This window comes from Providencia sp. PROV061, assembly GCF_011045655.1.
GTDB classification, from domain to species: Bacteria; Pseudomonadota; Gammaproteobacteria; order Enterobacterales; family Enterobacteriaceae; genus Providencia; species Providencia hangzhouensis.
This window is the reverse complement of record NZ_CP042861.1, coordinates 1,079,114-1,104,592: the sequence shown is the minus strand read 5'-3', so window position 1 is coordinate 1,104,592 and position 25,479 is coordinate 1,079,114. Positions and strand designations below refer to the sequence as shown.

The window sequence follows — 25,479 nt, the reverse complement described above, 5'->3', positions numbered from 1 at the left end:
CCTCCGAAATATTATCCCTCTTGGGGGGAAGACAATCGAGAACCCATTATTTGCAAGGTTCGTAAAACGGTACTAATTCCACGTAATGTATTTGGATCTTTTAATAAAGCATACACCGAACGAAAATTTGGATTTTTACTATTATATATTTCCTCCATTTTAGCCATATTATATGCAGTGCCGAATTCCCAGACTGGCGCTAGAATATCCTCAAATGAGTTTGCCAGTTTTTCTACCGTGCTATTATCAGTAATGTCAATAAGGTCAGAAATTAGAGAAAGTAAATCAACAATATTATCTAAACGATTCAATTGTAATAGCGGTGCTAATTTGTCTGCGAAATGATCACCCGACTCAGAATTAAGAAGTTCAATTAGTTTACTTTGATTTTCATTATTAGACATTTTGATTTCCTCCTTAAACTAAGCCACGAATAGCAGCCCAATAAATACCTCTATTAAAGCCATTTCTTAGTAATCCCCCTAATTTAGTCGGAGGCGTAGGAATAACATCGTGTTTATAATCGTATTGTAAAGGCATCCCTGCAGTTAATCCCATTTGGGCAACAGCTTGAACTCGCCCATCATAGATAGCTGCGGGATAACCATAAATTAATTCTCCGCAAATATTATCAGCTATAATTGCGGCCTGATTATGACAGCTTCCACCTGCTTTACTGATCGGTAAATCAACGGTATCACCTATAACATAAACGCCATCAACACCATAAACTTGCATAGTTTCATGATCGGTAGGTAACCAACCTTCACCATTATTATGCTCACTTAATCCGGTATTAATAACTGCCTCAACCGCGGTAATTGGCGGAGTGCTAATCAATAAGTCGAAATTTTGCTCATCACCTTCTTTCGAATAAGCTATTTTTTTATCTGGATCAACTTTATCTAAAGTAAACCCTCTCTGAGCTTTAATATTTTTAGCAGTAAATACTTCAGGAATAACTTCACAAACAGGTTGTTGCATGAATAAACAGTTACGCAATAATTGTGAAACTGTTGGATAGGTATAAACGATTTCAATACTATCCCTAACTCGACGTTTACGTAAAAATTCATCAATCATTAATGTTGTTTCCATCGGCGCTATGCCACACTGATGGGGTACATTTGGCGTTTCAGGGAATGATACCGTAATAAAAATTCGACCTTTTTCAATCTTAGCAAGTTGATCTGCTAGCTTTCTCGATGCTTCATATGCATAAAAGTGGTTACCGGTATCTTTTAAACCTTCAATTCGCTCAGGTTTAGGTACGCAACCTGTTGCAATCACAAGAAAATCATAGTTATATTTTTTTCCATACTTAGAGTTTAGCGCTTTATTTTTAAAATCAAAATGCTCTATTTTATCAATGGCTAACTCTATTTCAGGTCTTAGCAATTCTCTTTCAGGGCGACTCAGTTCATCCTTAAAAAATAAATTAAAAGCAACATACATAAATGCAGGTTTATAATAATGGATTGGATTATCAGTAATTAATGTTATTTTTATTTTCTTCGAAAAAATTTCTCTACTCAATTTTCTAGCAAGTGTATTTGCTAGCATCGTCCCACCCGTTCCACCGCCAACAATAACTATATTTTTCATAACATTAACCACCATTTATATATAATTAAATTCTATACGACATACCACCTACCTGTTATAAATATAGTTCATAGTGAATTAATGCTAATACAATAATTAGAATATAATTTTAAAAACAACAATTAAAACTAATCACTTACATATATAAAACCTCTTGAATAAGTTAATTTTTAAAATTATAATCCAGGAAATTATATTATATAAAAACCATCTCACTTAATAAGAATAATGTCCAACAATATCCCAACGAAATAAAACATCTTCAGCAACTTGGCCATATCCAATATTGTGCATAACTAAATAACTTTGTGTACTTGGTGACTTTATCGAAGTTACAACACCGATATGTGGCCGACCATTATCTAAACGCCAAGAGACAATATCGCCGGGAATATAATCACTGACATTCTTTGAGATAGGCTTTTTTTTCCCTTTTCGCGAGAAAAAAGCCTCTAAATTAGGTACGCGACGATGATCAATGTTTGTATCTGGCTTACGTAATCCCCATATACGTTGGCTGGGATATTGGCGAAAGTTTGCTTTCATGTCTTCATGTACTAATTTTTGTAAATCAATACCAATTTTTCGGTAGCTTCGTATAACTACATCAGAACAGACACCGTATTGTTCGGGCACATCACCATTTGGATAAGAAATTTGTCGATAAGATGGGTCATAAATAACTAAACGAGGCAACTGTTCAGCATGTTTTGCCAACAATAAGCTAGACCCATTAGCTATTTGTGCAAAAAAGAAAAGAATGTATAAAAACGATGATTTCAATCTGATATTCCCCATACAAGTAGTTCATCGAATCTACAATTAAATACGAGGGAAAATAAGGGAGATAATCTTAATTACTTAGAAAGCGTAAATTTGGTCATAATAGGGTTATGATCAGAAGCATCTGTCGGTAGTACAGTGCTATCTTTAACGTTCAATCCACGATAAAACACGTAATCCAAAGGACGACCAAAAGCCTTAGTACGGTAATCATCACTAAATACAATTTCTTTCAAGCCTACACTGCGAATAAATCGTTTCAACGCATTCACACGCTGTCTACTCCATGCATTAAAATCACCTGCTAGGATTACTGGCCCTACATGTTTAGCAATATGAACACCTAATTTACTTAGTTGCCGAGTATAAACATCTACTCCAAAACTGAAATTAATTGCATGAACATTCGCTACCATCAAGTGTTTTCCATTTGGTAGGGGATATACCGTAATCAACGCAGATTTAGCTAACCGTAAAAGTGGTTCTTTTTCTCTTAAAGGACAGCAATATATCGGGTGTGAAGCAGCAAGTGTCATCACGCCTGCGGGATGAGGAGAAAAAGGTAATGCAGGTACTTGGTCAGCAATTAATTTATGTGATGCAGCAAAAGATATTAGCTCAGGTGACATTTGAGCTTCTTGCAACAAAATAAGTTTTCTATCTTTCACTAACTCATTAAGTGTATATTTCCAATTTGGACGCTGCTGCTTATAAATGTTCCATGTAACCACATCAAGAGTTTCACCCGCAGCAAATAGCGGTAAACCTATTGGAAGTGATTCTCCTAACATATGTACAGGCATGGGCTGAATACGTTTAGCGGGCTCACCTGCAATATACCGAACAGAATAGGTTCTTTTCGCCAAATTTGAAGTCCCTATATCACAGAAAAATAATGAAAATCTTACACTTTTTGATTAGTTACTGTAGGTAGTATATCAAATTTGAGGTGTTATAGCTTATCAAATTTAATGTAACTGCCATCTTAACCCTAGGGTCTTTAAGTTTTTCATTAGCGCTATCTATAAAGGGGTAATGCTCCATGCCTTCTTTTACTACTCCCTTTGAAATGATAAGTATGTTAGGCACCCCACCTAAGCGGTATCATTCATCACCGTGATGGGCAAACATCCAATCCACAATATTTATTTGATTTTATTAAAATTCCGCTACCCTAAACAACCTGTGAGCTGTTACTCACTACTTTGCATCACACACGCTCATTAATGATGGTGATAGATAGAGATAGCCCTAAAAGTAGCTAAAAGAGATGAAGAGGGGATTAAAATTAGGGGTTAAAACATTAAGGAGCTAAGGAGCTAAGGAACTCAGGAACTGAGGAACTAAAGCTTAGGCCCCCTCCTAATCTCAACACCCACTGTTTTTCTTTTTTTCTCCAAACGCAAAAAAGCCACCCAATGGGTGGCTTTCTCACTAATTTAATGTCTGGCAGTTCCCTACTCTCACATGGGGAGACCCCACACTACCATCGGCGCTACGGCGTTTCACTGCTGAGTTCGGCATGGGGTCAGGTGGGACCACCGCGCTATTGCCGCCAGACAAATTCTGTTTTGTTCCCGTTTAGTTTTTTTCGTCACTAAACCAGAACCTCAATCTCAAACAAGCTGCGTGTCCTTCACCTCTCGGCTTCTCACTTCTCGAAAACAACTCTATCTCTCTAAAACACCTTCGGTGTTGTCAGGTTAAGCCTCACGGTTCATTAGTATTGGTTAGCTCAACGTATCGCTACGCTTACACACCCAACCTATCAACGTCTTAGTCTTAAACGTTCCTTTAGGACCCTTAAAGAGTCAGGGAAGACTCATCTCAAGGCAAGTTTCCCGCTTAGATGCTTTCAGCGGTTATCTCTTCCGCACTTAGCTACCGGGCAATGCCATTGGCATGACAACCCGAACACCAGTGGTGCGTCCACTCCGGTCCTCTCGTACTAGGAGCAGCCCCTTTCAATCTTCCAACGCCCACGGCAGATAGGGACCGAACTGTCTCACGACGTTCTAAACCCAGCTCGCGTACCACTTTAAACGGCGAACAGCCGTACCCTTGGGACCTACTTCAGCCCCAGGATGTGATGAGCCGACATCGAGGTGCCAAACACCGCCGTCGATATGAACTCTTGGGCGGTATCAGCCTGTTATCCCCGGAGTACCTTTTATCCGTTGAGCGATGGCCCTTCCATTCAGAACCACCGGATCACTAAGACCTACTTTCGTACCTGCTCGAGCCGTCACTCTCGCAGTCAAGCTGGCTTATGCCTTTGCACTAACCGCATGATGTCCGACCATGCTTAGCCAACCTTCGTGCTCCTCCGTTACTCTTTGGGAGGAGACCGCCCCAGTCAAACTACCCACCAGACACTGTCCGCACCCCGGATAACGGGGCAACGTTAGAACATCAAACATTAAAGGGTGGTATTTCAAGGTTGGCTCCATGCAGACTGGCGTCCACACTTCAAAGCCTCCCACCTATCCTACACATCAAGGCTCAATGTTCAGTGTCAAGCTATAGTAAAGGTTCACGGGGTCTTTCCGTCTTGCCGCGGGTACACTGCATCTTCACAGCGAGTTCAATTTCACTGAGTCTCGGGTGGAGACAGCCTGGCCATCATTACGCCATTCGTGCAGGTCGGAACTTACCCGACAAGGAATTTCGCTACCTTAGGACCGTTATAGTTACGGCCGCCGTTTACTGGGGCTTCGATCAAGAGCTTCTCCTTACGGATAACCCCATCAATTAACCTTCCAGCACCGGGCAGGCGTCACACCGTATACGTCCACTTTCGTGTTTGCACAGTGCTGTGTTTTTAATAAACAGTTGCAGCCAGCTGGTATCTGCGACTGGCTTCAGCTCCATGGGTAAACCACTTCACCTAATGCCAGCGTGCCTTCTCCCGAAGTTACGGCACCATTTTGCCTAGTTCCTTCACCCGAGTTCTCTCAAGCGCCTGAGTATTCTCTACCTGACCACCTGTGTCGGTTTGGGGTACGATTAATGATAATCTAGAGCTTAGAGGCTTTTCCTGGAAGCGGGGCATGAGCTACTTCATCACCGTAGTGACTCGTCGTCGGACCTCAGCATATAGTGAACCGGATTTGCCTAATTCACCTGCCTACATCCTTAAACCGGGACAACCGTCGCCCGGATAGCCTAGCCTTCTCCGTTCCCCCATCGCAATTATCACCAGTACGGGAATATTAACCCGTTTCCCATCGACTACGCATTTCTGCCTCGCCTTAGGGGTCGACTCACCCTGCCCCGATTAACGTTGGACAGGAACCCTTGGTCTTCCGGCGTGCGGGTTTTTCACCCGCATTATCGTTACTTATGTCAGCATTCGCACTTCTGATACCTCCAGCATGCCTCACAGCACACCTTCACAGGCTTACAGAACGCTCCCCTACCCAACAATATTTACATATCGCTGCCGCAGCTTCGGTGCATAGTTTAGCCCCGTTACATCTTCCGCGCAGGCCGACTCGACCAGTGAGCTATTACGCTTTCTTTAAATGATGGCTGCTTCTAAGCCAACATCCTGGCTGTCTGAGCCTTCCCACTTCGTTTCCCACTTAACTATGACTTTGGGACCTTAGCTGGCGGTCTGGGTTGTTTCCCTCTTCACGACGAACGTTAGCACCCGCCGTGTGTCTCCCGTGATAACATTCTTCGGTATTCGTAGTTTGCATCGAGTTGGTAAGTCGGGATGACCCCCTAGTCGAAACAGTGCTCTACCCCCGAAGATGAGTTCACGAGGCGCTACCTAAATAGCTTTCGGGGAGAACCAGCTATCTCCCGGTTTGATTGGCCTTTCACCCCCAGCCACAAGTCATCCGCTAATTTTTCAACATTAGTCGGTTCGGTCCTCCAGTTAGTGTTACCCAACCTTCAACCTGCCCATGGCTAGATCACCGGGTTTCGGGTCTATACCCTGCAACTTATTCGCCCAGTTAAGACTCGGTTTCCCTACGGCTCCCCTATACGGTTAACCTTGCTACAGAATATAAGTCGCTGACCCATTATACAAAAGGTACGCAGTCACCCCATCCTCAAATGTCCCGCTTGTCTTTGCGGCCAATCTTGCCCGATTTTTTAACTTCCGTTGCTCGTGTACTTCGATGTACACTGCGCGACGGCTTGAAAAAATCGACCAATCTTGTTGGCAAATTCTGCGCTGTTATTGTGATGGTTTTACACCCTCACTCAATTGCCGAGGCACTTGAGTGATGGGGCTCCCACTGCTTGTACGTACACGGTTTCAGGTTCTATTTCACTCCCCTCGCCGGGGTTCTTTTCGCCTTTCCCTCACGGTACTGGTTCACTATCGGTCAATCAGGAGTATTTAGCCTTGGAGGATGGTCCCCCCATATTCAGACAGGATAACACGTGTCCCGCCCTACTCGTCGAGTTCACAACACTAACACCTTCGGATACGGGGCTATCACCCTTTACTGCCGGACTTTCCAGACCGTTCTCCTGATGCTAATGCTGATTAAGACTCTGGGCTGCTCCCCGTTCGCTCGCCGCTACTAGGGGAATCTCGGTTGATTTCTTTTCCTCGGGGTACTGAGATGTTTCAGTTCCCCCGGTTCGCTTCGTTTGACTATGTATTCATCAAACGATAGTGCAACGAATTGCACTGGGTTTCCCCATTCGGAAATCGTCGGTTGTAACGGTTCATATCACCTTACCGACGCTTATCGCAGATTAGCACGTCCTTCATCGCCTCTGATTGCCTAGGCATCCACCGTGTACGCTTAGTCGCTTAACCTCACAACCCGAAATTGTTTCAACGTTCACCTTACTGTCATGGCTGTGCGTGCATTCCTTCTTTGTTGGGCAGTGCTCGCAATGCTCACATACTTATGTATGCTGCGCTTGCTGTGCGCTGGCCGCCGCGAAGGACTGACTGCTCGCTCATGCCACTCGCTAAAGTGACCGAAAATTTCAGGTCTGAAATTTTGAGAGACTCTCACATTGTTTAAGCGATAAACAATGTGCGTTGTTTTCAATTTTCAGCTTGTTCCAGATTGTTAAAGAGCATAATTGTTAAACCAACTACAATATAATTGGCTTAATCATTATTGGGGACATCGTCTTTCACTCGATATCGGCGCAATTGGCGTCCCCTAGGGGATTCGAACCCCTGTTACCGCCGTGAAAGGGCGGTGTCCTAGGCCTCTAGACGAAGGGGACACAAGATATTGCACATACTGCTGCGGTATCTCATGTAAGTCCTATTCTCTCGAATAAGTCTCCCACGTATAGCCTATTGCTCTACTTTCTATCAGACAATCTGTGTGAGCACTTCACAAAAACACTTCAATGGTAAGGAGGTGATCCAACCGCAGGTTCCCCTACGGTTACCTTGTTACGACTTCACCCCAGTCATGAATCACAAAGTGGTAAGCGCCCTCCCGAAGGTTAAGCTACCTACTTCTTTTGCAACCCACTCCCATGGTGTGACGGGCGGTGTGTACAAGGCCCGGGAACGTATTCACCGTAGCATTCTGATCTACGATTACTAGCGATTCCGACTTCATGGAGTCGAGTTGCAGACTCCAATCCGGACTACGACGTACTTTATGAGTTCCGCTTGCTCTCGCGAGGTCGCTTCTCTTTGTATACGCCATTGTAGCACGTGTGTAGCCCTACTCGTAAGGGCCATGATGACTTGACGTCATCCCCACCTTCCTCCGGTTTATCACCGGCAGTCTCCTTTGAGTTCCCGACCGAATCGCTGGCAACAAAGGATAAGGGTTGCGCTCGTTGCGGGACTTAACCCAACATTTCACAACACGAGCTGACGACAGCCATGCAGCACCTGTCTCAGAGTTCCCGAAGGCACTAAAGCATCTCTGCTAAATTCTCTGGATGTCAAGAGTAGGTAAGGTTCTTCGCGTTGCATCGAATTAAACCACATGCTCCACCGCTTGTGCGGGCCCCCGTCAATTCATTTGAGTTTTAACCTTGCGGCCGTACTCCCCAGGCGGTCGATTTAACGCGTTAGCTCCGAAAGCCACTCCTCTAGGGAACAACCTTCAAATCGACATCGTTTACAGCGTGGACTACCAGGGTATCTAATCCTGTTTGCTCCCCACGCTTTCGCACCTGAGCGTCAGTCTTTGTCCAGGGGGCCGCCTTCGCCACCGGTATTCCTCCACATCTCTACGCATTTCACCGCTACACATGGAATTCTACCCCCCTCTACAAGACTCTAGCTGACCAGTCTTAGATGCCATTCCCAGGTTAAGCCCGGGGATTTCACATCTAACTTAATCAACCGCCTGCGTGCGCTTTACGCCCAGTAATTCCGATTAACGCTTGCACCCTCCGTATTACCGCGGCTGCTGGCACGGAGTTAGCCGGTGCTTCTTCTGTCGGTAACGTCAATCGCTGATGATATTAGCATCAGCGCCTTCCTCCCGACTGAAAGTACTTTACAACCCTAGGGCCTTCTTCATACACGCGGCATGGCTGCATCAGGCTTGCGCCCATTGTGCAATATTCCCCACTGCTGCCTCCCGTAGGAGTCTGGGCCGTGTCTCAGTCCCAGTGTGGCTGATCATCCTCTCAGACCAGCTAGGGATCGTCGCCTAGGTGAGCCATTACCTCACCTACTAGCTAATCCCATATGGGTTCATCCGATAGCGCAAGGACCGAAGTTCCCCTGCTTTGCTCCTGAGAGATTATGCGGTATTAGCTACCGTTTCCAGTAGTTATCCCCCTCTATCGGGCAGATCCCCATACATTACTCACCCGTCCGCCGCTCGTCAGCGGGAAGCAAGCTTCCCCTGTTACCGCTCGACTTGCATGTGTTAGGCCTGCCGCCAGCGTTCAATCTGAGCCATGATCAAACTCTTCAATTAAAAAGCTTGATGCTCAAAGAATGTCTTACTGACCGTAACGTTCTTTTGTTCGGCTAACTTTGTCGGCTTCGCATCGCTTCCCCTCGCCGTACCTAAGTACTGTCTCGGGTTATCTCTGCTTGCCTTCGCGTTATCCTTCCAAAATAAGCGTTACTACCTTATTTCATATATATGAATTAACGTGTTAGTCACTCTTCAAGACTTAAAATCAAATATTTTTTTGATAGTGTCCTGTGAGTGCCCACACAGATTGTCTGATAAATTGTTAAAGAGCGTTGCAGCTTTTCTTTATGAAAACCAACCTTTCGGTCGTTGCTGCGAGGAGGCGTATATTACGTTTTCCTCCGTGAGAGTCAAGCAATTTTTTGCTTTTTCTTTTCAGAATCTCTCGCTGCCGTTTCAGTGTTCATCGCGCTTTGCGTTGTCTTGTTCCCGGTCAGTGGTGGCGCATTATAGGGAGTCAGAAAAATCTGGCAAGTGTTTTTTTGAAAAAAAATTTCAAGTGGTGATATTTTATACTTTACGCCCAATTATCAAGCAAAAAAAGTGATTTTATACGTAATTTGATATAAAAAAGGTGGCTAACAATAGCCACCTTTTGATTTTACAATAATATCAATTACTGTTTAGCAACGATTTCGTCATTTTCTACATCTAAAACGACAGGTTTACCTGGTAATAACTTACCTGACAAGATTTCTTGTGCCAGAGGGTTCTCAATTTCCTGCTGAATTGCGCGTTTCAATGGCCTTGCTCCGAAGATTAGGTCAAAACCAGCCTCCCCAATTTTCTCCAGTGCAGCAGGTGTCGCACTGACTTCATAACCGTGCTCTTCAAGACGTTTATATAAACGAGCCAATTGAATATTGGCAATATTCGTAATTTGCTCTTTACCTAATGGATGGAATACAACAACTTCATCTATACGGTTAATAAATTCAGGTCTGAAACTATGGGATACCACTTCCATCACCATATCTTTCATTTCTGAGTAACCAATCATACCAAATCTTTCTTGGATTAAGTCAGAACCCAAGTTAGATGTCATGATAATCACCGTATTACGGAAGTCCACTGTTCTACCTTGTCCATCCGTTAAACGCCCGTCATCAAGCACTTGTAATAAAATGTTGAAAACATCAGGGTGTGCTTTCTCAACTTCATCCAATAAAATGACTGAATATGGACGACGTCTAACCGCTTCAGTTAAATACCCACCTTCTTCGTAACCGACATACCCTGGAGGTGCGCCCACTAAACGTGATACCGCATGTTTTTCCATAAATTCAGACATATCGATACGAACCATTGCATCATCGCTATCAAACATGAAATTTGCTAACGCTTTACACAATTCAGTTTTACCTACCCCTGTTGGCCCTAAGAACATAAACGAGCCAATTGGGCGGTTCGGGTCTGATAACCCTGCACGACTACGACGAATTGCATTCGATACTGCAACTACCGCTTCATCTTGTCCAATAACACGCTGATGGAGTTGCTGTTCCATACGTAACAGCTTTTCTCTTTCACTTTCTAGCATTCGAGATACAGGGATGCCAGTCCAACGAGCTAAGATTTCAGCAATTTCGACATCTGTTACTTTATTACGTAACAGTTTCATGCTTTTGCCTTCAGCTTTGGTTGCCGCTTCAAGCTGTTTCTCTAATTCTGGAATTTTACCGTATTGCAATTCGGACATTTTTGCCAAATCACCCATACGACGTGCTTTTTCCATCTCGATACGCGTATTTTCTAGTTCAGCTTTAATATGCTGAGTACCTGTTAATGATGCTTTTTCAGCTTTCCATTCTTCTTCTAACGCAGAGTACTCACGTTCTTTCTCTGCGAGCTCTTCTTCTAACATCTCAAGACGTTTTTTACTTGCATCATCCGATTCTTTTTTCAGCGCTTGTTGTTCAAGTTTAAGCTGAATAATACGGCGTTCCAGCCTATCTAAGGATTCAGGTTTCGAATCCATTTGCATACGTAAACTTGCACCCGCTTCATCAATTAAATCAATCGCTTTGTCAGGTAACATACGGTCAGTAATATAGCGATGCGATAACGTTGCCGCTGCCACAATCGCCGGGTCAGTTATTTGCACGTGGTGATGCAGTTCATAACGTTCTTTTAAACCACGTAAAATAGCAATTGTGTCTTCAACGGATGGCTCAGCCACATACACTTTTTGGAAACGACGCTCTAATGCAGGGTCTTTCTCAATGTATTGGCGATACTCATCCAATGTGGTAGCGCCAACACAGTGTAATTCACCGCGAGCCAACGCAGGTTTTAACATGTTACCCGCATCCATCGCACCATCTGCTTTACCTGCACCAACCATGGTGTGTAATTCATCAATAAACAGAATGACGTTACCTTCCTGTTTGGCAAGATCATTTAGAACAGCTTTCAGACGCTCTTCAAACTCACCACGATATTTCGCACCCGCAATCAGCGCCCCCATATCAAGGGATAATACACGTTTGTTTTTTAACCCTTCTGGAATTTCACCATTTACGATACGTTGCGCTAACCCTTCAACAATTGCTGTTTTACCTACACCTGGTTCACCAATCAGCACAGGGTTATTTTTAGTACGACGTTGCAGTACTTGAATGGTCCGACGTATTTCTTCATCTCGACCAATTACTGGGTCTAATTTGCCTTGCTCTGCACGCTCGGTTAAATCAACTGTATATTTTTTCAAGGCTTGGCGCTGGTCTTCAGCGCTTTGGTCATTCACTTTTTCTCCACCACGCATCTGTTCTATTGCCTTTTTTAAATTATCTTTATTAACACCTGCTGCTTTGAGCATGTCTGCTAATGTCGTATTGGCTTCTAAAGCGGCGACAAGAAATAATTCTGAGGAGATAAATTCATCTCCGTGCTTTTGTGCCAACTGATCACATAAATTCAAATGACGCATTAAGTCACTTGATGGTTGAACATCTCCCGCAACACCTTGCACTTGAGGTAAACGCCCTAGTGCATCTTCGACTTTTTGCTGGAATTGTACGGCATTCACGCCTAACGTCGTCAGCAATGGACGAACTGTGCCACCCTCTTGATTAAACAGGGCACTTAATAGATGAATAGGTTCAATAAACTGGTTTTCGCGCCCAAGGGCTAGTGATTGGGCGTCAGCGAGAGCTTGCTGGAATTTATTAGTTAAACGGTCCAGACGCATAACACCTCCAATAAATGAGATTAAATTTGCTACTGGATACTAGATGAGGTCAGTTTTTAAATATTCAAGTTTTGCAAGGAATTATTTTTGATATATCCGTTAATTTAGAACAAAACCCCAATACTAGGTATTTATCCATATCAATGAAGCCATCCTGCCGGTTTTTCCTTCCCTTCGATAGGAAAAAAATCTGTTTTCATCTGTTACTGTACAAAAATCACCACCATAGACCTTCGTTACGCCAGCAGCCCGTAGTTTTTTACGTGCTAATAAATAAATGTCAGCGAGATATTTATCATTATAAGAAATAAAAGCAGAGGCTAAATCAGATGACTGATTAACAAAAGCCTCTTTGACTTCCTTACCGACTTCAAATTTCTCAGCACCAATAGCGGGGCCAAGCCAAGCGATAATTTCATTTGTAGGGCTAATAAATTGATTGATTGTATTTTCAAGAACCCCATGACATAGCCCGCGCCACCCTGCGTGGGCTGCTGCCACTTCCGTTCCTGCTTGATTAGTCAATAACACAGGCAAGCAATCCGCAGTCATAATGGCACAAACTTGGCCAACCTGATTACTGTACACGGCGTCCGCTTGCCTATTATGAATTTTATCACCAACAAGCTGAAGCACATCCGTTCCATGAACTTGCTCAAGCCAAACTGGTTGTTGTGGTAGCTGAGCAAGCGTCTCAAGGCGTTGACGATTTTCACTGACGGCATTGGGTATATCCCCAACATGATCACCTAAATTCAAGCTATCAAAAGGTGGCAGGCTCACACCACCCACTCGAGTTGTACTACAGCTAGCTATGTTTTTAGGTTGCGGCCAGTCAGGGAAAATCAATGTATTCATTACCAGTCCATATCGTCTTTATGCAGTTCAGTGTCTGCTTTTAGAGCTTCTATAAGCTTAACCATATCATCAGGTAACGGTGCATGCCACTCCATTTGAATACCTGAGATTGGGTGATATAAGCGTAACATGGTGGCATGCAGTGCTTGCCTATCAAAATTACGCATGACCTCTAAAAATTCTTCGGTCGCCCCTTTTAGTGGGCGCGGGCGGCCACCGTATAAAGGATCACCAATTAATGGATGATTGATATGGGCCATATGAACACGAATTTGGTGAGTTCTGCCCGTCTCCAGACGTAAACGTAAACGAGTATGGGCTCTAAAGTGTTCCATCACACGATAATGCGTTACAGCGGGTTTGCCCATTGGGTGCACAGCCATATGGGTTCGTTTAGTTGGATGACGAGAGATAGGTTCTTCTACCATGCCACCCGCTGTCATACGGCCGACCGCAACCGCTTCATATTCACGCGTAATTTCTCTGCGTTGCAATGCTTCGACAAGGTGTGTTTGAGCTGGAACTGTTTTTGCGACAACCATTAAGCCTGTCGTGTCTTTATCTAAACGATGAACAATACCTGCTCTCGGCACATCAGCAATTTCAGGATAACGATATAACAACGCATTAAGAATTGTACCGTCTGGATTTCCTGCTCCAGGGTGGACAACTAAATCACGCGGTTTATTAATAATTAGGATATCTTCATCTTCATAAATCACATTAAGTGGGATATCTTGTGGTTCCCAGCGATTATCTTCTTCAATGAGGGCGTCGATTAAAATTTGTTCGCTGCCAAAAACTTTTTCTTTTGGCTTATTGATAACTTTGCCATTAACCTGCACTCTATCAGCTAAAATCCATTCTTTTATGCGAGAACGTGAATAATCAGGGAACAATTCGGCCAAAGCCTGATCTAAACGTTGACCAAGCTGTGATTCAGCGATAGTTGCACTAAGTTGTACTTGTTGAGCCATAAATTAATCTACTTTTTGGTGTTTGTATTTTGACGGCAGTGCCGTTTCATTTAAAATATATGCTATTGTAACTCGAATTTTGCCGGGAGCCTTATGGATAGACTCCCTCGAAACACTCAGAGGATAACCTACACGTGATGATACGTATGAAAAATCTGGTGGCTGCAGCCACGTTGAGCCTGATTTTAGTCGGCTGTTCCAGCACTCCTGAAGTCAGCCCTGATAGCACCCCTGCTGAAATATATGCAACGGGTCAGCAAAAATTACAGGACGGCAATTTTAAAGCAGCGATTAAACAATTTGAAGCTCTTGATAACCGTTATCCATTTGGTCCATATGCTCAGCAAGTTCAATTAGACCTGATTTATGCATATTATAAATCAGCAGAGCTGCCAATGGCGATAGCCGCAATTGACCGTTTCATGCGTTTGAACCCAACTCATCCAAATATTGATTATGTCCTCTATATGCGAGGCTTAACCGCGATGGCTCTGGATGATAGCTTATTGCAAGGCCTCTTTGGTATTGACCGCTCAGACAGAGACCCACAGCATGCACGAGTTGCATTCAAAGATTTCAGTCAGTTAGTTCGCTACTATCCTAACAGCTTATACTCCAATGATGCGAGTAAGCGATTAGTCTTCTTAAAAGACCGCTTAGCGAAATTCGACCTTTCTGTTGTCGAATACTACAACAAACGCGGTGCTTATGTCGCGGTTGTTAATCGTGTTCAACAAATGCTAAAAGACTACCCAGACACAGAAGCAACACGTAATGCCTTAGCATACATGGAAATTGCTTATAATGAGATGGGGCTAAACCAAGAAGCGAATAAAGTTGCGAGTATTATTGCTGCAAACCCACAATAATATCATCGTGCGATCTAAAACAGCAGCCAAGGCTGCTGTTTTTCTTTGCTAGCGGCGATTTAGTTGCTTGCTCATTTAGGGTACTAATTTTAACCCAAAAAAAGTTCCAGCTATTTACCGTTCCCCTAGCCAACTCAATCAGTGTCCCTTAATCCATTCATTTTGGCAATGCTTTTTCGCCTCTTTTTTATGTGAAATCACACTTCAGATAGCTGTTACTCTTCCCCTGAATGAGATGTGATCTACATCAATTTTTTCTTAGCAAGAACGGGTATTCTGAAATCAACAAAGACGGAAACAATGAGAGGTAACTATATGATAGTGAACATTACTAGCAAACAAATGGATATTACCCCAGCGATTCGTGAGCACATTGAGAGCCGTCTAACAAAACTCGATAAGTGGCAAGTATCTCTAATAAATACGCATGTCGTATTATCAAAAGAGCCACAAGGTTTTATGGTTGATGCCAACATAAAAACAGCGACAGGAAAATTGGTCGCAAGTGCCAAGCATGAAGATATGTACGTTGCAATTAATGAACTAATTAACAAACTCGAAAGACAACTTAATAAAGTGCAACATAAAGGAGAATCAAGAAGAGCATATAATAGTGTAAAAGAAGCGAATAATACTGTTACGTTATAATTTTATATTATCTATCAACTAATCTTGAACCTTATAAACGCGCTCACCATGGGCGCGTTTTTTTATGTTTATGATCCTTACCTATTGACTTCTTAGTGAGTATCGGGTTTATTTAAATTGAATCTGACTAAAGGTGTTCATATGAATCTTAATTTTGTTTTCTTTTTCTTCTTTAGCAACTCCTAATTGGGGGCTTTTGTCGTTCGAGAAAGAAAAGAAGACAAAATTAGAAAGCCCCCTCTAGGGGGCTTTTTTTATATCATGATATTAACAGGGTGGGCAGCATGGAAAACAGCACTAATTTATTAAAAGTAAGAGAGAAAATAAGTCAACTGGATAGTGAATTACTAAATCTTTTAGCAAAGCGCCGTGGTTATGCTGTTGAAGTCGCTGAAACAAAAATTGATGATAGCCGCCCTATTCGTGATAAAGACCGTGAGCGTCAACTTCTTGATGTTTTAATCAACAAAGGCAAACCACTAGGGCTTGATGGTTTTTATATCACTCGCCTATTCCAGATGATTATTGAGGACTCTGTTCTTACACAACAGGCTATTTTACAAAAGCATTTAAATTTAACCCCTAGTGATACAGCGCGTTTCGCATTTTTAGGGCCGAAAGGTTCTTATTCACACATTGCGGCACGCCAGTACTCAGCCCGTCATTTTGACCAACTAGTTGAATGCAGTTGCCATAAATTCCAAGATATTTTTTCATTAGTTGAAAATGGGCAAGCGGAATATGGCATTTTACCAATAGAAAACACCAGTTCGGGCGCAATTAACGATGTTTACGATTTACTGCAAAATACATCATTATCAATCGTCGGAGAGATCCGGCTCCCAATTAACCATTGCCTCTTAACAACAGGAAATACCGATCTCAGCCAGATCAAAACCGTGTATAGCCACCCTCAGCCTTTCCAACAATGCAGCCAATACTTAGCACAATTCCCACACTGGGAAATAAAATATTGTGATAGCACATCAACTGCAATGCAAATGGTCGCAGACCAAAACTCACCGAGTGTCGCGGCACTTGGAAGTGAAGCCGGTGGCGCCTTATACGATTTAAGCGTAATAGAGCATAATCTCGCTAATCAGCAAATTAACATGACACGCTTTATTGTTGTTGCACCACAACCAATTGAAGTCACTGAACAAGTACCGGCTAAAACAACACTGCTTCTGACCACTGGCCAACAAGCTGGTGCCTTAGTTGATGCATTAGTTATTTTGAAAAATAATAAGATAATCATGAGCAAGTTAGAATCACGCCCAATAAATGGAAAACCATGGGAAGAGATGTTTTATGTTGATGTGCATGCCAATTTACGTTCAGATAATATGCAACAAGCTTTAAGAGAGCTTTCAACAATTACTAGGTCAATTAAAATATTAGGCTGCTACCCATCCGAAAATGTGGTTCCTGTTGAACCTGAAAAAATTACGCCTTAATTAAAATATAATTAGGCTGCATTTTTTCAGTGCAGCCTACTAAACTGAAACTATGCTCTCACTTCAGGTTGATAATTCGAAGATTTGACTCTGAAATAATTGACTAGTTCCTTCAAATGGTACGCCTGTTCATTCAATGAGTCCGCTGCGACAACAGATTCCTCAACTAAACTCGCATTTTGTTGTGTGGTTAAATCAAGTTGCCCTACTGCACTATTGATTTGAGAAATTCCATCGCTTTGCTCACGACTAGCCTGCCCAATTTCACGTAGTAACGCATTCATCTCTTTTACACTATCAACCATGCCATGTATTTGCTGAGTCGCTTTTTCAACAAGTTCCATACCCTCTTGCGTTTGTGACGATGAGTTTTCAATCAACCCACGAATATCACTCGCTGAAGCCGCACTTTTTTGTGCTAATAATCTCACTTCTCCGGCAACAACGGCAAAGCCTCGCCCATGTTCACCGGCTCTTGCCGCTTCAACGGATGCATTCAATGCTAAGATATTGGTTTGAAATGCAATTGAGTCTATTAGATTAATAATTTCTGTCATCTGTGATGATGATCCATTGATTGCACGCATTTTATTCGTTACTTGACTCATCATGTCGCCATTGTTTTGTACAATAATTGCCGCTTGGTCTGCAAGCATGCTAGCTTCATGAGTGTGCTCAGTCGTGTTTTGAACGGTTGAAGTTATTTGTTCCATTGAACTGGCCGTTTCTTCAACTGATGCGGCCTGTTCTTCGGTGCGCGCCGCCAGGTTTTGGTTCCCCGCGACAATTTGCCCTGCTGCTGCCGAAATACTTTCAGAACCTTGTTGAACCTCTTGAACGATTTCCAGCAAGTGCTCTTTCATATCATTAAGTGCATTTAACAATACACCCGTTTCATCTTTTGAGGTGACCTGAATATCTTTAGTCAGATCCCCATTTGCAATTGACTGCGCGAAATTAACCGCATTTTCCAATGGCCTTGTGATAATGTTCGTAATATACCAGCCCATTACGCAGCCCGCGCCAATACTCAAGATTGATAACACCGCTAGTAATAGTTTATTGTTTTCATAATCCGCATTCACTTTACGGCCAACTTCTTGCATTTCCAAATCTTGGATGGCCATTAACGTTTGAATTTGATCACGATAATCACGTTGAATACTAGACGTTTTAGTCATCATTTCGTCAATAGCAGCTTGGCGATTATTCTCTGATAAAAAGGTATTGATGCGAGTAATTGATGAATGAAACTGTTGGCGAATAACACGCAAATCAGCCAAGACTTCTTTAGAGCGATCATCTGTAACGTTATTTTCTAAGCTTTCCATCAATCCATTAATTTTTAATGTAATTTTAGCCAACTCTTCTCTGCGTTTATCACTACCACGATCATCAAGTAAAATTAGCTCTTGGATCCCTATAAAAGAATAAAAGTTATCCATCATTTGTCCTGCGGTAGAGGCAATAGGATAACTTTCATACAGGACTTGTTTCATGCCATCATTAGCTCGGTTCATATTGGCTAAAGAAAAAAGTGAACTTAGGATAATAAGCGCAACAAAACCACCAAATGCTACCGTTAACTTCATACTAATTTTGAGATTTTTAAAAGACATATATTTACCACGCTAACCATCATTTAATGAGTAGTGTTATCGGTAAAACAGGTGAAATCTTTATCATATAAATCGATCGATTTATAAATATTAATTTTAAAAATTGATTAATTTGAAATTAGATAGTGAATAAATTCAGTTTTTATCTGATTAGCATATTATTCGATAGAAATTATACAGATAAGTACAATTACCTATTTTAAATAAACATTCTTGGTGAGATTAACTAAAATAGAAGAATATAGAAGGTAACAAAAAATTAACAAGAAAATAAAGCCCTCTACCGCTATAAAACACGATAGAAGGCGGGATGATTATTTTCGATTATCGTTTGCTCGTTGCAGTAATGATTGGCTTTCTTTCATAAAATGATGGGCATCTTCACCGAACCACTGGCTAATTTGATTAAATTGGCGAATAAATTCCGCTTTATCTTTTTTCTCCAGTAGCGCTATTGAATCACCTAACAATTGATGATATCTGCGTATCAATTCAACATTTTCATTTGAAGACATAATAATGTCTGCATAGAGTTGAGGGTCTTGAGCAAACAGCCGCCCAACCATCGCGAGCTCTAAACGATAAATAGGCGATGATAAATCAAGTAATTGCTGTAAATCGATATTTTCCTCAGCAAGATTTCGCCCGTAAGTAAATGTTGTAAAGTGGCGTAATGCCTGAATAAAGCTCATGTTTTTATCATGCTCTTCGGCTGAGATTTCTTTCAAACGTGCCCCCCAAACTAATAACTGTTCAAGAAACCACTGATAAGACTCCGAGCCACGGCCATTACAGTAAGCAAATACTTGCTTTGCAACACTACCAATATCAGGACCAAACATCGGGTGAAGCCCAAGTACTGGCCCATCATGGGCCGCTAACATCGCTTCTAATGGCTGTTGCTTAATCGATGCGATATCCATCAAGACCGTGCTTTTATCCAGTTTAGGCAGCTGGTTGATGACTTGTACTGTCAAATGAATTGGTACACTAACCATCACGACGCTCGCACCAGCAACTATAGATTCTGCTTGTGCCCAGTCATCTTCGTTTAATGTCTTAACCTGATAGCCTGATAAATTAAGGAGACGGTGAAATAACCGCCCCATTTTCCCATCACCACCTACAATCACAATTGGGCCAGCTGATGGGTTCAGTGTTTTAAACCCTTTATCATTTTCACGTGCGTAAGATTCGCGCATGATCCGCCTTAGAATATCCTCTATCAGATCAGGTGGGATCCCCATACGCTCAGCTTCGGCGCGACGTGCTGCCAACATGCTAGTTTCTCGTTCAGGCACATAAATCGGTAAACCATGTAAGCTTTTCACTTCACCGACTTCAGCAACCAGTTGCAGCCTTTTTGCTAATAAATCTAATAATGATTTATCAACTTCATCAATTTGTTCCCGTAAATGGGATAACTCAACAGACATACCAATACCTTGATCAGCTCACTTTACTCAATTTTTGCGCACGTTGTTCAAGCACAGGCAACAATGCTTGATGTAATTTACGCAATACCGTTTCCGTCGTTTGCCAGTTAATGCAGGCATCTGTCACTGACACACCGTATTTCATTGTGTCACGGGCTTGTTCAGATGTTTGATTCCCTTCATTAATATGACTTTCTAACATAATACCTGTAATTGATTCATTACCATTAATAATTTGTTCAATAATAGAATCAACAACTAATGGCTGACGGCGGTAATCTTTATTCGAGTTTCCATGGCTACAATCCACCATAAGGGACGGCTCTAAACCTGCTTTTTTCATTTCCGCTTCACAAGCCGCAATGTCTTCGGCACTGTAGTTAGGCGTTTTCCCACCACGTAAAATGACATGTCCGTTACTATTACCTTTGGTATGTAATAAACAAACTTGGCCAGATTGGTTAATTCCCATAAAACGGTGTGGCATCGCTGCTGCTTTTAACGCATTAATCGCTGTAGATAAACTCCCATCGGTTCCATTTTTGAAACCAACAGGCATAGATAAACCAGATGCCATTTCACGGTGGGTCTGTGACTCAGTCGTTCTTGCACCAATGGCTGACCAACTGAATAAATCCCCTAAGTATTGAGGATTGTTAGGATCCAATGCTTCTGTCGCTAATGGCAGCCCCATATTCACTAAATTGGTCAACAAATCACGAGCAATATGTAGGCCTTTTTCCATTTCAAAAGAACCATCCATAAATGGATCACTAATCAAACCTTTCCAACCTACGGTTGTACGAGGTTTTTCAAAATACACACGCATCACAATATATAAGCTATCACTTAATTCTTCGGCTAATACTTTCAGGCGCTCACCATATTCAATAGCGGCATCCACATCATGGATTGAGCAAGGACCACATACCACGAGTAAGCGAGGGTCGCGTTGATGAATAATGTCAGCAATCACTTGGCGCGATGTCGCAATGGCATGCAGGTTGCTGCGACTCAGCGGATATTTCTCTTTCAGACTCTCAGGAGTGATTAATACCTGCTCGTCTTGAATATTCACGTTGTTGAGTACATCTTTTTGCATGATCATTTTTTTACCTACTTATTAGCTTATATTTGCTTAGTTTATTATTTACGTATTGTGTTTGGGTGTATGAGTAATAACATACCATGCATCGTAAACAATTCAATCCATTTATGTAAAATATTTCCACTGTCGTACTGAATTATTTACACCGTCATAATAAACTGAATAAACTACAGTTTTACATTAATTTAACATTAAAATATTTTAATAGACCAAAGAAAAACAAGCAATCTGTAAGAATTTATTTACAGATAAGCATAAGTTATCAGCTATATTCTAAATAGTTCGAGTTATAGCAAGGCGGCAAAGTGAGGACATCGCAGGGAGCATACACAAGTATGTGACCTGTGTGGCTGAACGCAGCCAACACGGCTACAACTTGAATTATGAAGAATATAGGTATGTGACCTGTGGGGCTGAGTGCTGCCAACACAGCTACAATTTGAATTATGAAGAATATAGTGACGAATATAAAAAGGCCCGCAAATGCGGGCCTCTCTCATAACATAACTTTCGGATGTAGCGAAAGCGTATTACTTGGCGTTCAGACGCTCTTTAATACGAGCTGCCTTACCAGAACGCTCACGCAGGTAGTACAGTTTAGATCTGCGAACAGCACCACGACGTTTAACAGCAATGCTATCTACGACTGGAGAGTGAGTTTGGAATACACGCTCAACACCTTCGCCGTTAGAAATTTTACGAACAGTGAATGCAGAGTGCAGACCGCGGTTACGAATAGCGATAACCACGCCCTCGAATGCCTGCAGACGTTTTTTAGAGCCTTCTACGACCCATACCTTAACTTCCACGGTGTCACCCTGACGGAATGAAGGTACGTCCTGCTTCATTTGCTCTTGTTCAAGTTGTTTAATAATGTTGCTCATAATAACTCTCTTACCCTAGGTAAACTGATATGTTTAGACAATTAATTGTCTGGATTCATTTGTTGCTCAGACTGATATTCCCTTTGGAATTCAGCCAGCAACATCCTCTGCTCGTCAGTCAGAGCTAGGCTTTCCAGAAGCTCAGGTCTTCTAAGCCAGGTACGGCCGAGTGATTGTTTCATACGCCAGCTATCTATTTTAGCGTGGTTTCCTGAAAGTAAAACATCAGGAACTTGCATGCCATCTAACACTTCAGGGCGGGTATAGTGCGGACAATCTAACAAACCATCTGCAAAAGAGTCTTCTTGAGCAGAGGCTTGATGACCAAGTACTCCCGGTATAAACCGTGAAACTGAGTCAATCAACACCATCGCGGGAAGTTCCCCGCCACTGAGAACGTAATCACCGATTGACCATTCTTCGTCAACTTCGGTTTGAATGATACGCTCATCAATGCCTTCATAGCGGCCACAAACAAGAATCAATTTCTCATTGGTTGCCAGCTCGCAAACACCGTCTTGACTAAGTTTGCGCCCTTGCGGTGAAAGATAAATAACCTTTGCACCCTCACCAGCCTCAGTTCTTGCTGCGTTGATTGCATCCTTAAGCGGTTGCACCATCATCAGCATGCCTGGACCACCACCATAGGGGCGATCATCAACAGTTTTGTGCTTATCGTGAGTAAAATCTCGCGGATTCCAGCACTCAAATGTTAGCAGGCCATTTTTCACTGCCCGACCAGTTACCCCGTACTCGGTTATTGCGCGGAACATTTCGGGAAACAGGCTAATTACACCAATCCACATAATTTCGTCCCACTTATCAAAACCGTTCAACCGGAGATTTAAAAACCAGGATCCCAATCCACTTCAATAAGTTTGGCATCGAGATCGACTTTCTTGATAACCTGCCCATCAAGAAACGGAACCAACCGCTCCTTGATGCCAAATGCATCTTTTAAATTCGCCTTAATGACCAGCACATCATTTGAACCGGTCTCCATCATGTCAGTGATGGTACCAAGGTCATAGCCTTGTAACGTCACTACTTGGCAGCCCATCAGGTCTTTCCAGTAGTATTCGTTTTCTAACTCAGGAAGTTGGGTTGAATCAACCGCAATTTCAAAGTTAGTCAAAAGCGCGGCTGCATCGCGGTCATCGACCCCGTTCAGCTTGACAATGATATCCTTGTTATGATGTTTCCAATCTTCAATTTCAATGTGTTGCCATTGACCTGAACGTTGGATAAACCAAGGCTGATACTCAAAAATACTTTCAGCATGTTCGGTGGACGAAAAAACTTTGAGCCAACCACGAATACCGTATGCCGCACCTAATTTCCCCAATACAATTGGGTTTTCAGGTGGCTGTAGTTTAGTTTGCTTGCTCATTGTTACCACCGCGACAGATTAAGCTGCTTTCTTAGCTTGTTTGACCAGTTGTGCAACACGGTCAGAAATAGTTGCGCCTAAGCCAACCCAGTGCTCAACACGGTCCAGGTCTAAACGCAGTTCTTCTGCTTGACCTGCAGCGATCGGGTTGAAGAAACCGATACGCTCAATGAAACGACCGTCACGCGCATTGCGGCTATCAGTCACAACGATTTGGTAGAACGGACGTTTTTTAGCGCCGCCACGAGATAAACGAATTGTTACCATAACATCCTCATTAGTTAACAAAACAACCAGACTCCATCGAGGGATAGAGTCCGGCTGTCATATAAAAAGCCCGAAAAGTTTACTCACTTTGACGCAAAAATCAATCAAAAGTGCGTTTTGTTTGAGGCTTTATTGCTTAACGCCCCGGAAAACCCGGTGGCATCATACCCTTCATGCCGCGCATCATCTTGGCTAGACCGCCTTTTTTCATTTTCTTCATCATGCGTTGCATGTCATCAAATTGTTTTAAGAGGCGATTAACTTCTTGCACGGTAGTTCCCGAACCTGCCGCAATACGACGTTTTCGTGAACCTTTAATAATTTCCGGTTTTTCACGTTCTTTACGTGTCATGGAATTAATCATCGCTTCCATACGAACGGTGATTTTATCATCCATTTGGGACTTAACGGCATCGGGTAACTGAGACATTCCTGGCATTTTGCTCATCATGCTCGCCATGCCGCCCATATTACGCATTTGCTTTAATTGACTTAAAAAGTCATTTAAATCAAAGCCATCTCCCGTTTTAAGTTTTTTAGCAAGCTTTTCAGCTTCATCACGGTCAACTTTATGCTCAATCTCTTCAATCAGAGAAATCACATCACCCATACCAAGGATACGAGACGCGACGCGCTCTGGGTGGAATGGTTCTAAGGCATCAGTTTTTTCACCAACACCTAAGAACTTAATAGGTTTCCCCGTAATCGCACGAATTGAAAGTGCCGCACCGCCTCGTGCATCACCATCGACCTTGGTCAACACAACCCCTGTCAGTGGTAAGGCTTCATTAAATGCTTTCGCTGTATTTGCCGCATCTTGCCCTGTCATCGCATCGACGACGAATAAGGTCTCAACTGGCTTAATAATACGGTGAACTTCTTGGATTTCTTCCATCATCGCTTCATCAACATGCAAGCGACCTGCGGTATCCACCAACAGCACATCGTAGAATTGTAATTGTGCGTGTTTTAATGCTTTTTGAACAATTGCAGCGGGTTTTTCTTGTACTTCTGAAGGGAAAAAGTCAATTCCAACACTTTCAGCTAATGTCTCTAATTGTTTAATCGCTGCAGGGCGATAAACGTCAGCAGAGACAACTAATACTTTTTTCTTTTGCTTTTCTTTTAAGAGCTTACCTAATTTTGCAACACTGGTCGTTTTACCGGCACCTTGCAAACCTGCCATTAAAACGACAGCAGGAGGTTGTGCGGATAAATTAAGTTGGTGGTTTTCGTCCCCCATCGCCCTAGTCAGTTCATTTTGAACTATTTTAATGAACTCTTGGCCAGGTGTTAGACTTTTATTGACATCTTGCCCAACGGCATTTTCTTTAACTTTTTGAATGAATTCACGGACAACTGGCAAAGCAACGTCAGCTTCCAGCAAGGCCATGCGAACTTCGCGTAGTGTTTCTTTAATATTTTCATCAGTTAGACGCCCACGCCCACTGATATTGCGCAACGTGCGCGATAGTCTGTCAGTTAAATTATCAAACATATGTCT

18 protein-coding genes, 1 tRNA gene, 3 rRNA genes and 1 other annotated feature are annotated in these 25,479 nt (G+C 42.6%); of the genes, 3 read left to right on the top strand and 19 right to left on the bottom strand.

Annotated features, from left to right (window positions below; translation table 11 throughout):
* Positions 1-11 precede the first annotated feature (11 nt).
* The 11 genes from FVA72_RS04990 to rluD form a co-directional block, all read right to left on the bottom strand.
* Positions 12-404, bottom strand: a complete 393-nt coding sequence (locus FVA72_RS04990; protein WP_110592302.1) for a hypothetical protein — start codon at positions 402-404, stop codon at positions 12-14.
* Between the two features lie 13 nt (positions 405-417).
* Positions 418-1,605 (bottom strand): NAD(P)/FAD-dependent oxidoreductase, encoded by a 1,188-nt coding sequence (locus tag FVA72_RS04985; protein WP_110592619.1) that lies wholly within the window; start codon positions 1,603-1,605, stop codon positions 418-420.
* A 216-nt stretch (positions 1,606-1,821) separates the two neighbouring features.
* Entirely contained in the window at positions 1,822-2,403 is a 582-nt protein-coding gene (locus FVA72_RS04980; protein WP_110592303.1) for a DUF1287 domain-containing protein, read from the bottom strand.
* Between the two features lie 59 nt (positions 2,404-2,462).
* Positions 2,463-3,254: an endonuclease/exonuclease/phosphatase family protein gene (locus tag FVA72_RS04975; RefSeq protein ID WP_036958303.1), complete on the bottom strand. Its 792-nt coding sequence runs from the start codon at positions 3,252-3,254 to the stop codon at positions 2,463-2,465.
* 578 nt (positions 3,255-3,832) lie between these two features.
* A 5S ribosomal RNA gene (gene rrf / locus FVA72_RS04970) occupies positions 3,833-3,948 on the bottom strand.
* A 139-nt stretch (positions 3,949-4,087) separates the two neighbouring features.
* Positions 4,088-7,171: ribosomal RNA gene (locus tag FVA72_RS04965) — 23S ribosomal RNA — on the bottom strand.
* Positions 7,172-7,520: 349 nt separating this feature from the next.
* Positions 7,521-7,596: transfer RNA gene (locus tag FVA72_RS04960), tRNA-Glu, on the bottom strand.
* A 133-nt stretch (positions 7,597-7,729) separates the two neighbouring features.
* A 16S ribosomal RNA gene (locus tag FVA72_RS04955) occupies positions 7,730-9,269 on the bottom strand.
* Together the 16S, 23S and 5S rRNA genes with 1 tRNA gene alongside form the textbook arrangement of a ribosomal RNA operon.
* 619 nt (positions 9,270-9,888) lie before the next feature.
* Positions 9,889-12,462, bottom strand: a complete 2,574-nt coding sequence (gene clpB, locus FVA72_RS04950) for an ATP-dependent chaperone ClpB (protein WP_110592304.1) — start codon at positions 12,460-12,462, stop codon at positions 9,889-9,891.
* A 123-nt stretch (positions 12,463-12,585) separates the two neighbouring features.
* Positions 12,586-13,320, bottom strand: a complete 735-nt coding sequence (gene yfiH, locus FVA72_RS04945; protein WP_110592305.1) for a purine nucleoside phosphorylase YfiH — start codon at positions 13,318-13,320, stop codon at positions 12,586-12,588.
* Entirely contained in the window at positions 13,320-14,297 is a 978-nt protein-coding gene (rluD, locus tag FVA72_RS04940) for a 23S rRNA pseudouridine(1911/1915/1917) synthase RluD (RefSeq protein WP_004264836.1), read from the bottom strand. Before rluD ends, yfiH begins: the two co-directional genes overlap by 1 nt.
* A gap of 137 nt (positions 14,298-14,434) precedes the next feature.
* Here rluD and bamD point away from each other — a divergent pair, with 137 nt between their 5' ends.
* The 3 genes from bamD to pheA all read left to right on the top strand — a co-directional run bounded on the left by bamD (position 14,435) and on the right by pheA (position 17,271).
* Positions 14,435-15,166 carry an outer membrane protein assembly factor BamD gene (bamD, locus tag FVA72_RS04935; RefSeq protein ID WP_004264835.1) on the top strand — a complete coding sequence of 244 codons (732 nt, stop codon included), beginning with the start codon at positions 14,435-14,437 and terminating at the stop codon, positions 15,164-15,166.
* 315 nt (positions 15,167-15,481) lie between these two features.
* Positions 15,482-15,814 carry a ribosome-associated translation inhibitor RaiA gene (gene raiA, locus FVA72_RS04930; protein ID WP_036958924.1) on the top strand — a complete coding sequence of 111 codons (333 nt, stop codon included), beginning with the start codon at positions 15,482-15,484 and terminating at the stop codon, positions 15,812-15,814.
* A 140-nt stretch (positions 15,815-15,954) separates the two neighbouring features.
* Positions 15,955-16,072: a sequence feature (Phe leader region), on the top strand.
* A 26-nt stretch (positions 16,073-16,098) separates the two neighbouring features.
* On the top strand, positions 16,099-17,271 hold the full coding sequence (gene pheA / locus FVA72_RS04925) for a bifunctional chorismate mutase/prephenate dehydratase (RefSeq protein ID WP_004264832.1): 1,173 nt from the start codon (positions 16,099-16,101) through the stop codon (positions 17,269-17,271).
* 50 nt (positions 17,272-17,321) lie between these two features.
* Here the strand turns inward: pheA and FVA72_RS04920 are convergent, their stop codons facing one another.
* The 8 genes from FVA72_RS04920 to ffh form a co-directional block, all read right to left on the bottom strand.
* Positions 17,322-18,890, bottom strand: coding sequence for a methyl-accepting chemotaxis protein (locus tag FVA72_RS04920; protein ID WP_004264831.1), 1,569 nt, complete (start codon positions 18,888-18,890; stop codon positions 17,322-17,324).
* 314 nt (positions 18,891-19,204) lie between these two features.
* Positions 19,205-20,326 (bottom strand): bifunctional chorismate mutase/prephenate dehydrogenase, encoded by a 1,122-nt coding sequence (gene tyrA / locus FVA72_RS04915; RefSeq protein ID WP_110592306.1) that lies wholly within the window; start codon positions 20,324-20,326, stop codon positions 19,205-19,207.
* A gap of 13 nt (positions 20,327-20,339) precedes the next feature.
* Positions 20,340-21,434: a 3-deoxy-7-phosphoheptulonate synthase gene (locus tag FVA72_RS04910; protein ID WP_110592307.1), complete on the bottom strand. Its 1,095-nt coding sequence runs from the start codon at positions 21,432-21,434 to the stop codon at positions 20,340-20,342.
* A 530-nt stretch (positions 21,435-21,964) separates the two neighbouring features.
* Positions 21,965-22,318, bottom strand: coding sequence for a 50S ribosomal protein L19 (rplS, locus tag FVA72_RS04905; protein ID WP_004264827.1), 354 nt, complete (start codon positions 22,316-22,318; stop codon positions 21,965-21,967).
* A gap of 41 nt (positions 22,319-22,359) precedes the next feature.
* Complete coding sequence (trmD, locus tag FVA72_RS04900; protein WP_036958921.1) at positions 22,360-23,124, bottom strand: tRNA (guanosine(37)-N1)-methyltransferase TrmD; 765 nt, start codon at positions 23,122-23,124, stop codon at positions 22,360-22,362.
* A gap of 38 nt (positions 23,125-23,162) precedes the next feature.
* Positions 23,163-23,708 (bottom strand): ribosome maturation factor RimM, encoded by a 546-nt coding sequence (gene rimM / locus FVA72_RS04895; protein WP_004264824.1) that lies wholly within the window; start codon positions 23,706-23,708, stop codon positions 23,163-23,165.
* 18 nt (positions 23,709-23,726) lie between these two features.
* Positions 23,727-23,975, bottom strand: coding sequence for a 30S ribosomal protein S16 (rpsP, locus tag FVA72_RS04890; protein WP_004264823.1), 249 nt, complete (start codon positions 23,973-23,975; stop codon positions 23,727-23,729).
* Positions 23,976-24,111: 136 nt separating this feature from the next.
* Positions 24,112-25,473 (bottom strand): signal recognition particle protein, encoded by a 1,362-nt coding sequence (gene ffh / locus FVA72_RS04885; RefSeq protein WP_004914034.1) that lies wholly within the window; start codon positions 25,471-25,473, stop codon positions 24,112-24,114.
* Between the last annotated feature and the right edge of the window lie 6 nt (positions 25,474-25,479).

Excerpts from the sequence above, each read along its gene's own strand:
- bamD (WP_004264835.1), top strand. The coding sequence starts at position 14,435 with ATGATACGTATGAAAAATCTGGTGGCTGCAGCCACGTTGAGCCTGATT.
- rpsP (WP_004264823.1), bottom strand. The coding sequence starts at position 23,975 with ATGGTAACAATTCGTTTATCTCGTGGCGGCGCTAAAAAACGTCCGTTC.
- clpB (WP_110592304.1), bottom strand. The coding sequence starts at position 12,462 with ATGCGTCTGGACCGTTTAACTAATAAATTCCAGCAAGCTCTCGCTGAC.
- raiA (WP_036958924.1), top strand. The coding sequence starts at position 15,482 with ATGATAGTGAACATTACTAGCAAACAAATGGATATTACCCCAGCGATT.
- FVA72_RS04980 (WP_110592303.1), bottom strand. The coding sequence starts at position 2,403 with ATGGGGAATATCAGATTGAAATCATCGTTTTTATACATTCTTTTCTTT.
- trmD (WP_036958921.1), bottom strand. The coding sequence starts at position 23,124 with ATGTGGATTGGTGTAATTAGCCTGTTTCCCGAAATGTTCCGCGCAATA.
- rluD (WP_004264836.1), bottom strand. The coding sequence starts at position 14,297 with ATGGCTCAACAAGTACAACTTAGTGCAACTATCGCTGAATCACAGCTT.
- tyrA (WP_110592306.1), bottom strand. The coding sequence starts at position 20,326 with ATGTCTGTTGAGTTATCCCATTTACGGGAACAAATTGATGAAGTTGAT.
- ffh (WP_004914034.1), bottom strand. The coding sequence starts at position 25,473 with ATGTTTGATAATTTAACTGACAGACTATCGCGCACGTTGCGCAATATC.
- rplS (WP_004264827.1), bottom strand. The coding sequence starts at position 22,318 with ATGAGCAACATTATTAAACAACTTGAACAAGAGCAAATGAAGCAGGAC.
- FVA72_RS04985 (WP_110592619.1), bottom strand. The coding sequence starts at position 1,605 with ATGAAAAATATAGTTATTGTTGGCGGTGGAACGGGTGGGACGATGCTA.
- pheA (WP_004264832.1), top strand. The coding sequence starts at position 16,099 with ATGGAAAACAGCACTAATTTATTAAAAGTAAGAGAGAAAATAAGTCAA.
- yfiH (WP_110592305.1), bottom strand. The coding sequence starts at position 13,320 with ATGAATACATTGATTTTCCCTGACTGGCCGCAACCTAAAAACATAGCT.
- FVA72_RS04990 (WP_110592302.1), bottom strand. The coding sequence starts at position 404 with ATGTCTAATAATGAAAATCAAAGTAAACTAATTGAACTTCTTAATTCT.
- rimM (WP_004264824.1), bottom strand. The coding sequence starts at position 23,708 with ATGAGCAAGCAAACTAAACTACAGCCACCTGAAAACCCAATTGTATTG.
- FVA72_RS04920 (WP_004264831.1), bottom strand. The coding sequence starts at position 18,890 with ATGTCTTTTAAAAATCTCAAAATTAGTATGAAGTTAACGGTAGCATTT.
- FVA72_RS04910 (WP_110592307.1), bottom strand. The coding sequence starts at position 21,434 with ATGATCATGCAAAAAGATGTACTCAACAACGTGAATATTCAAGACGAG.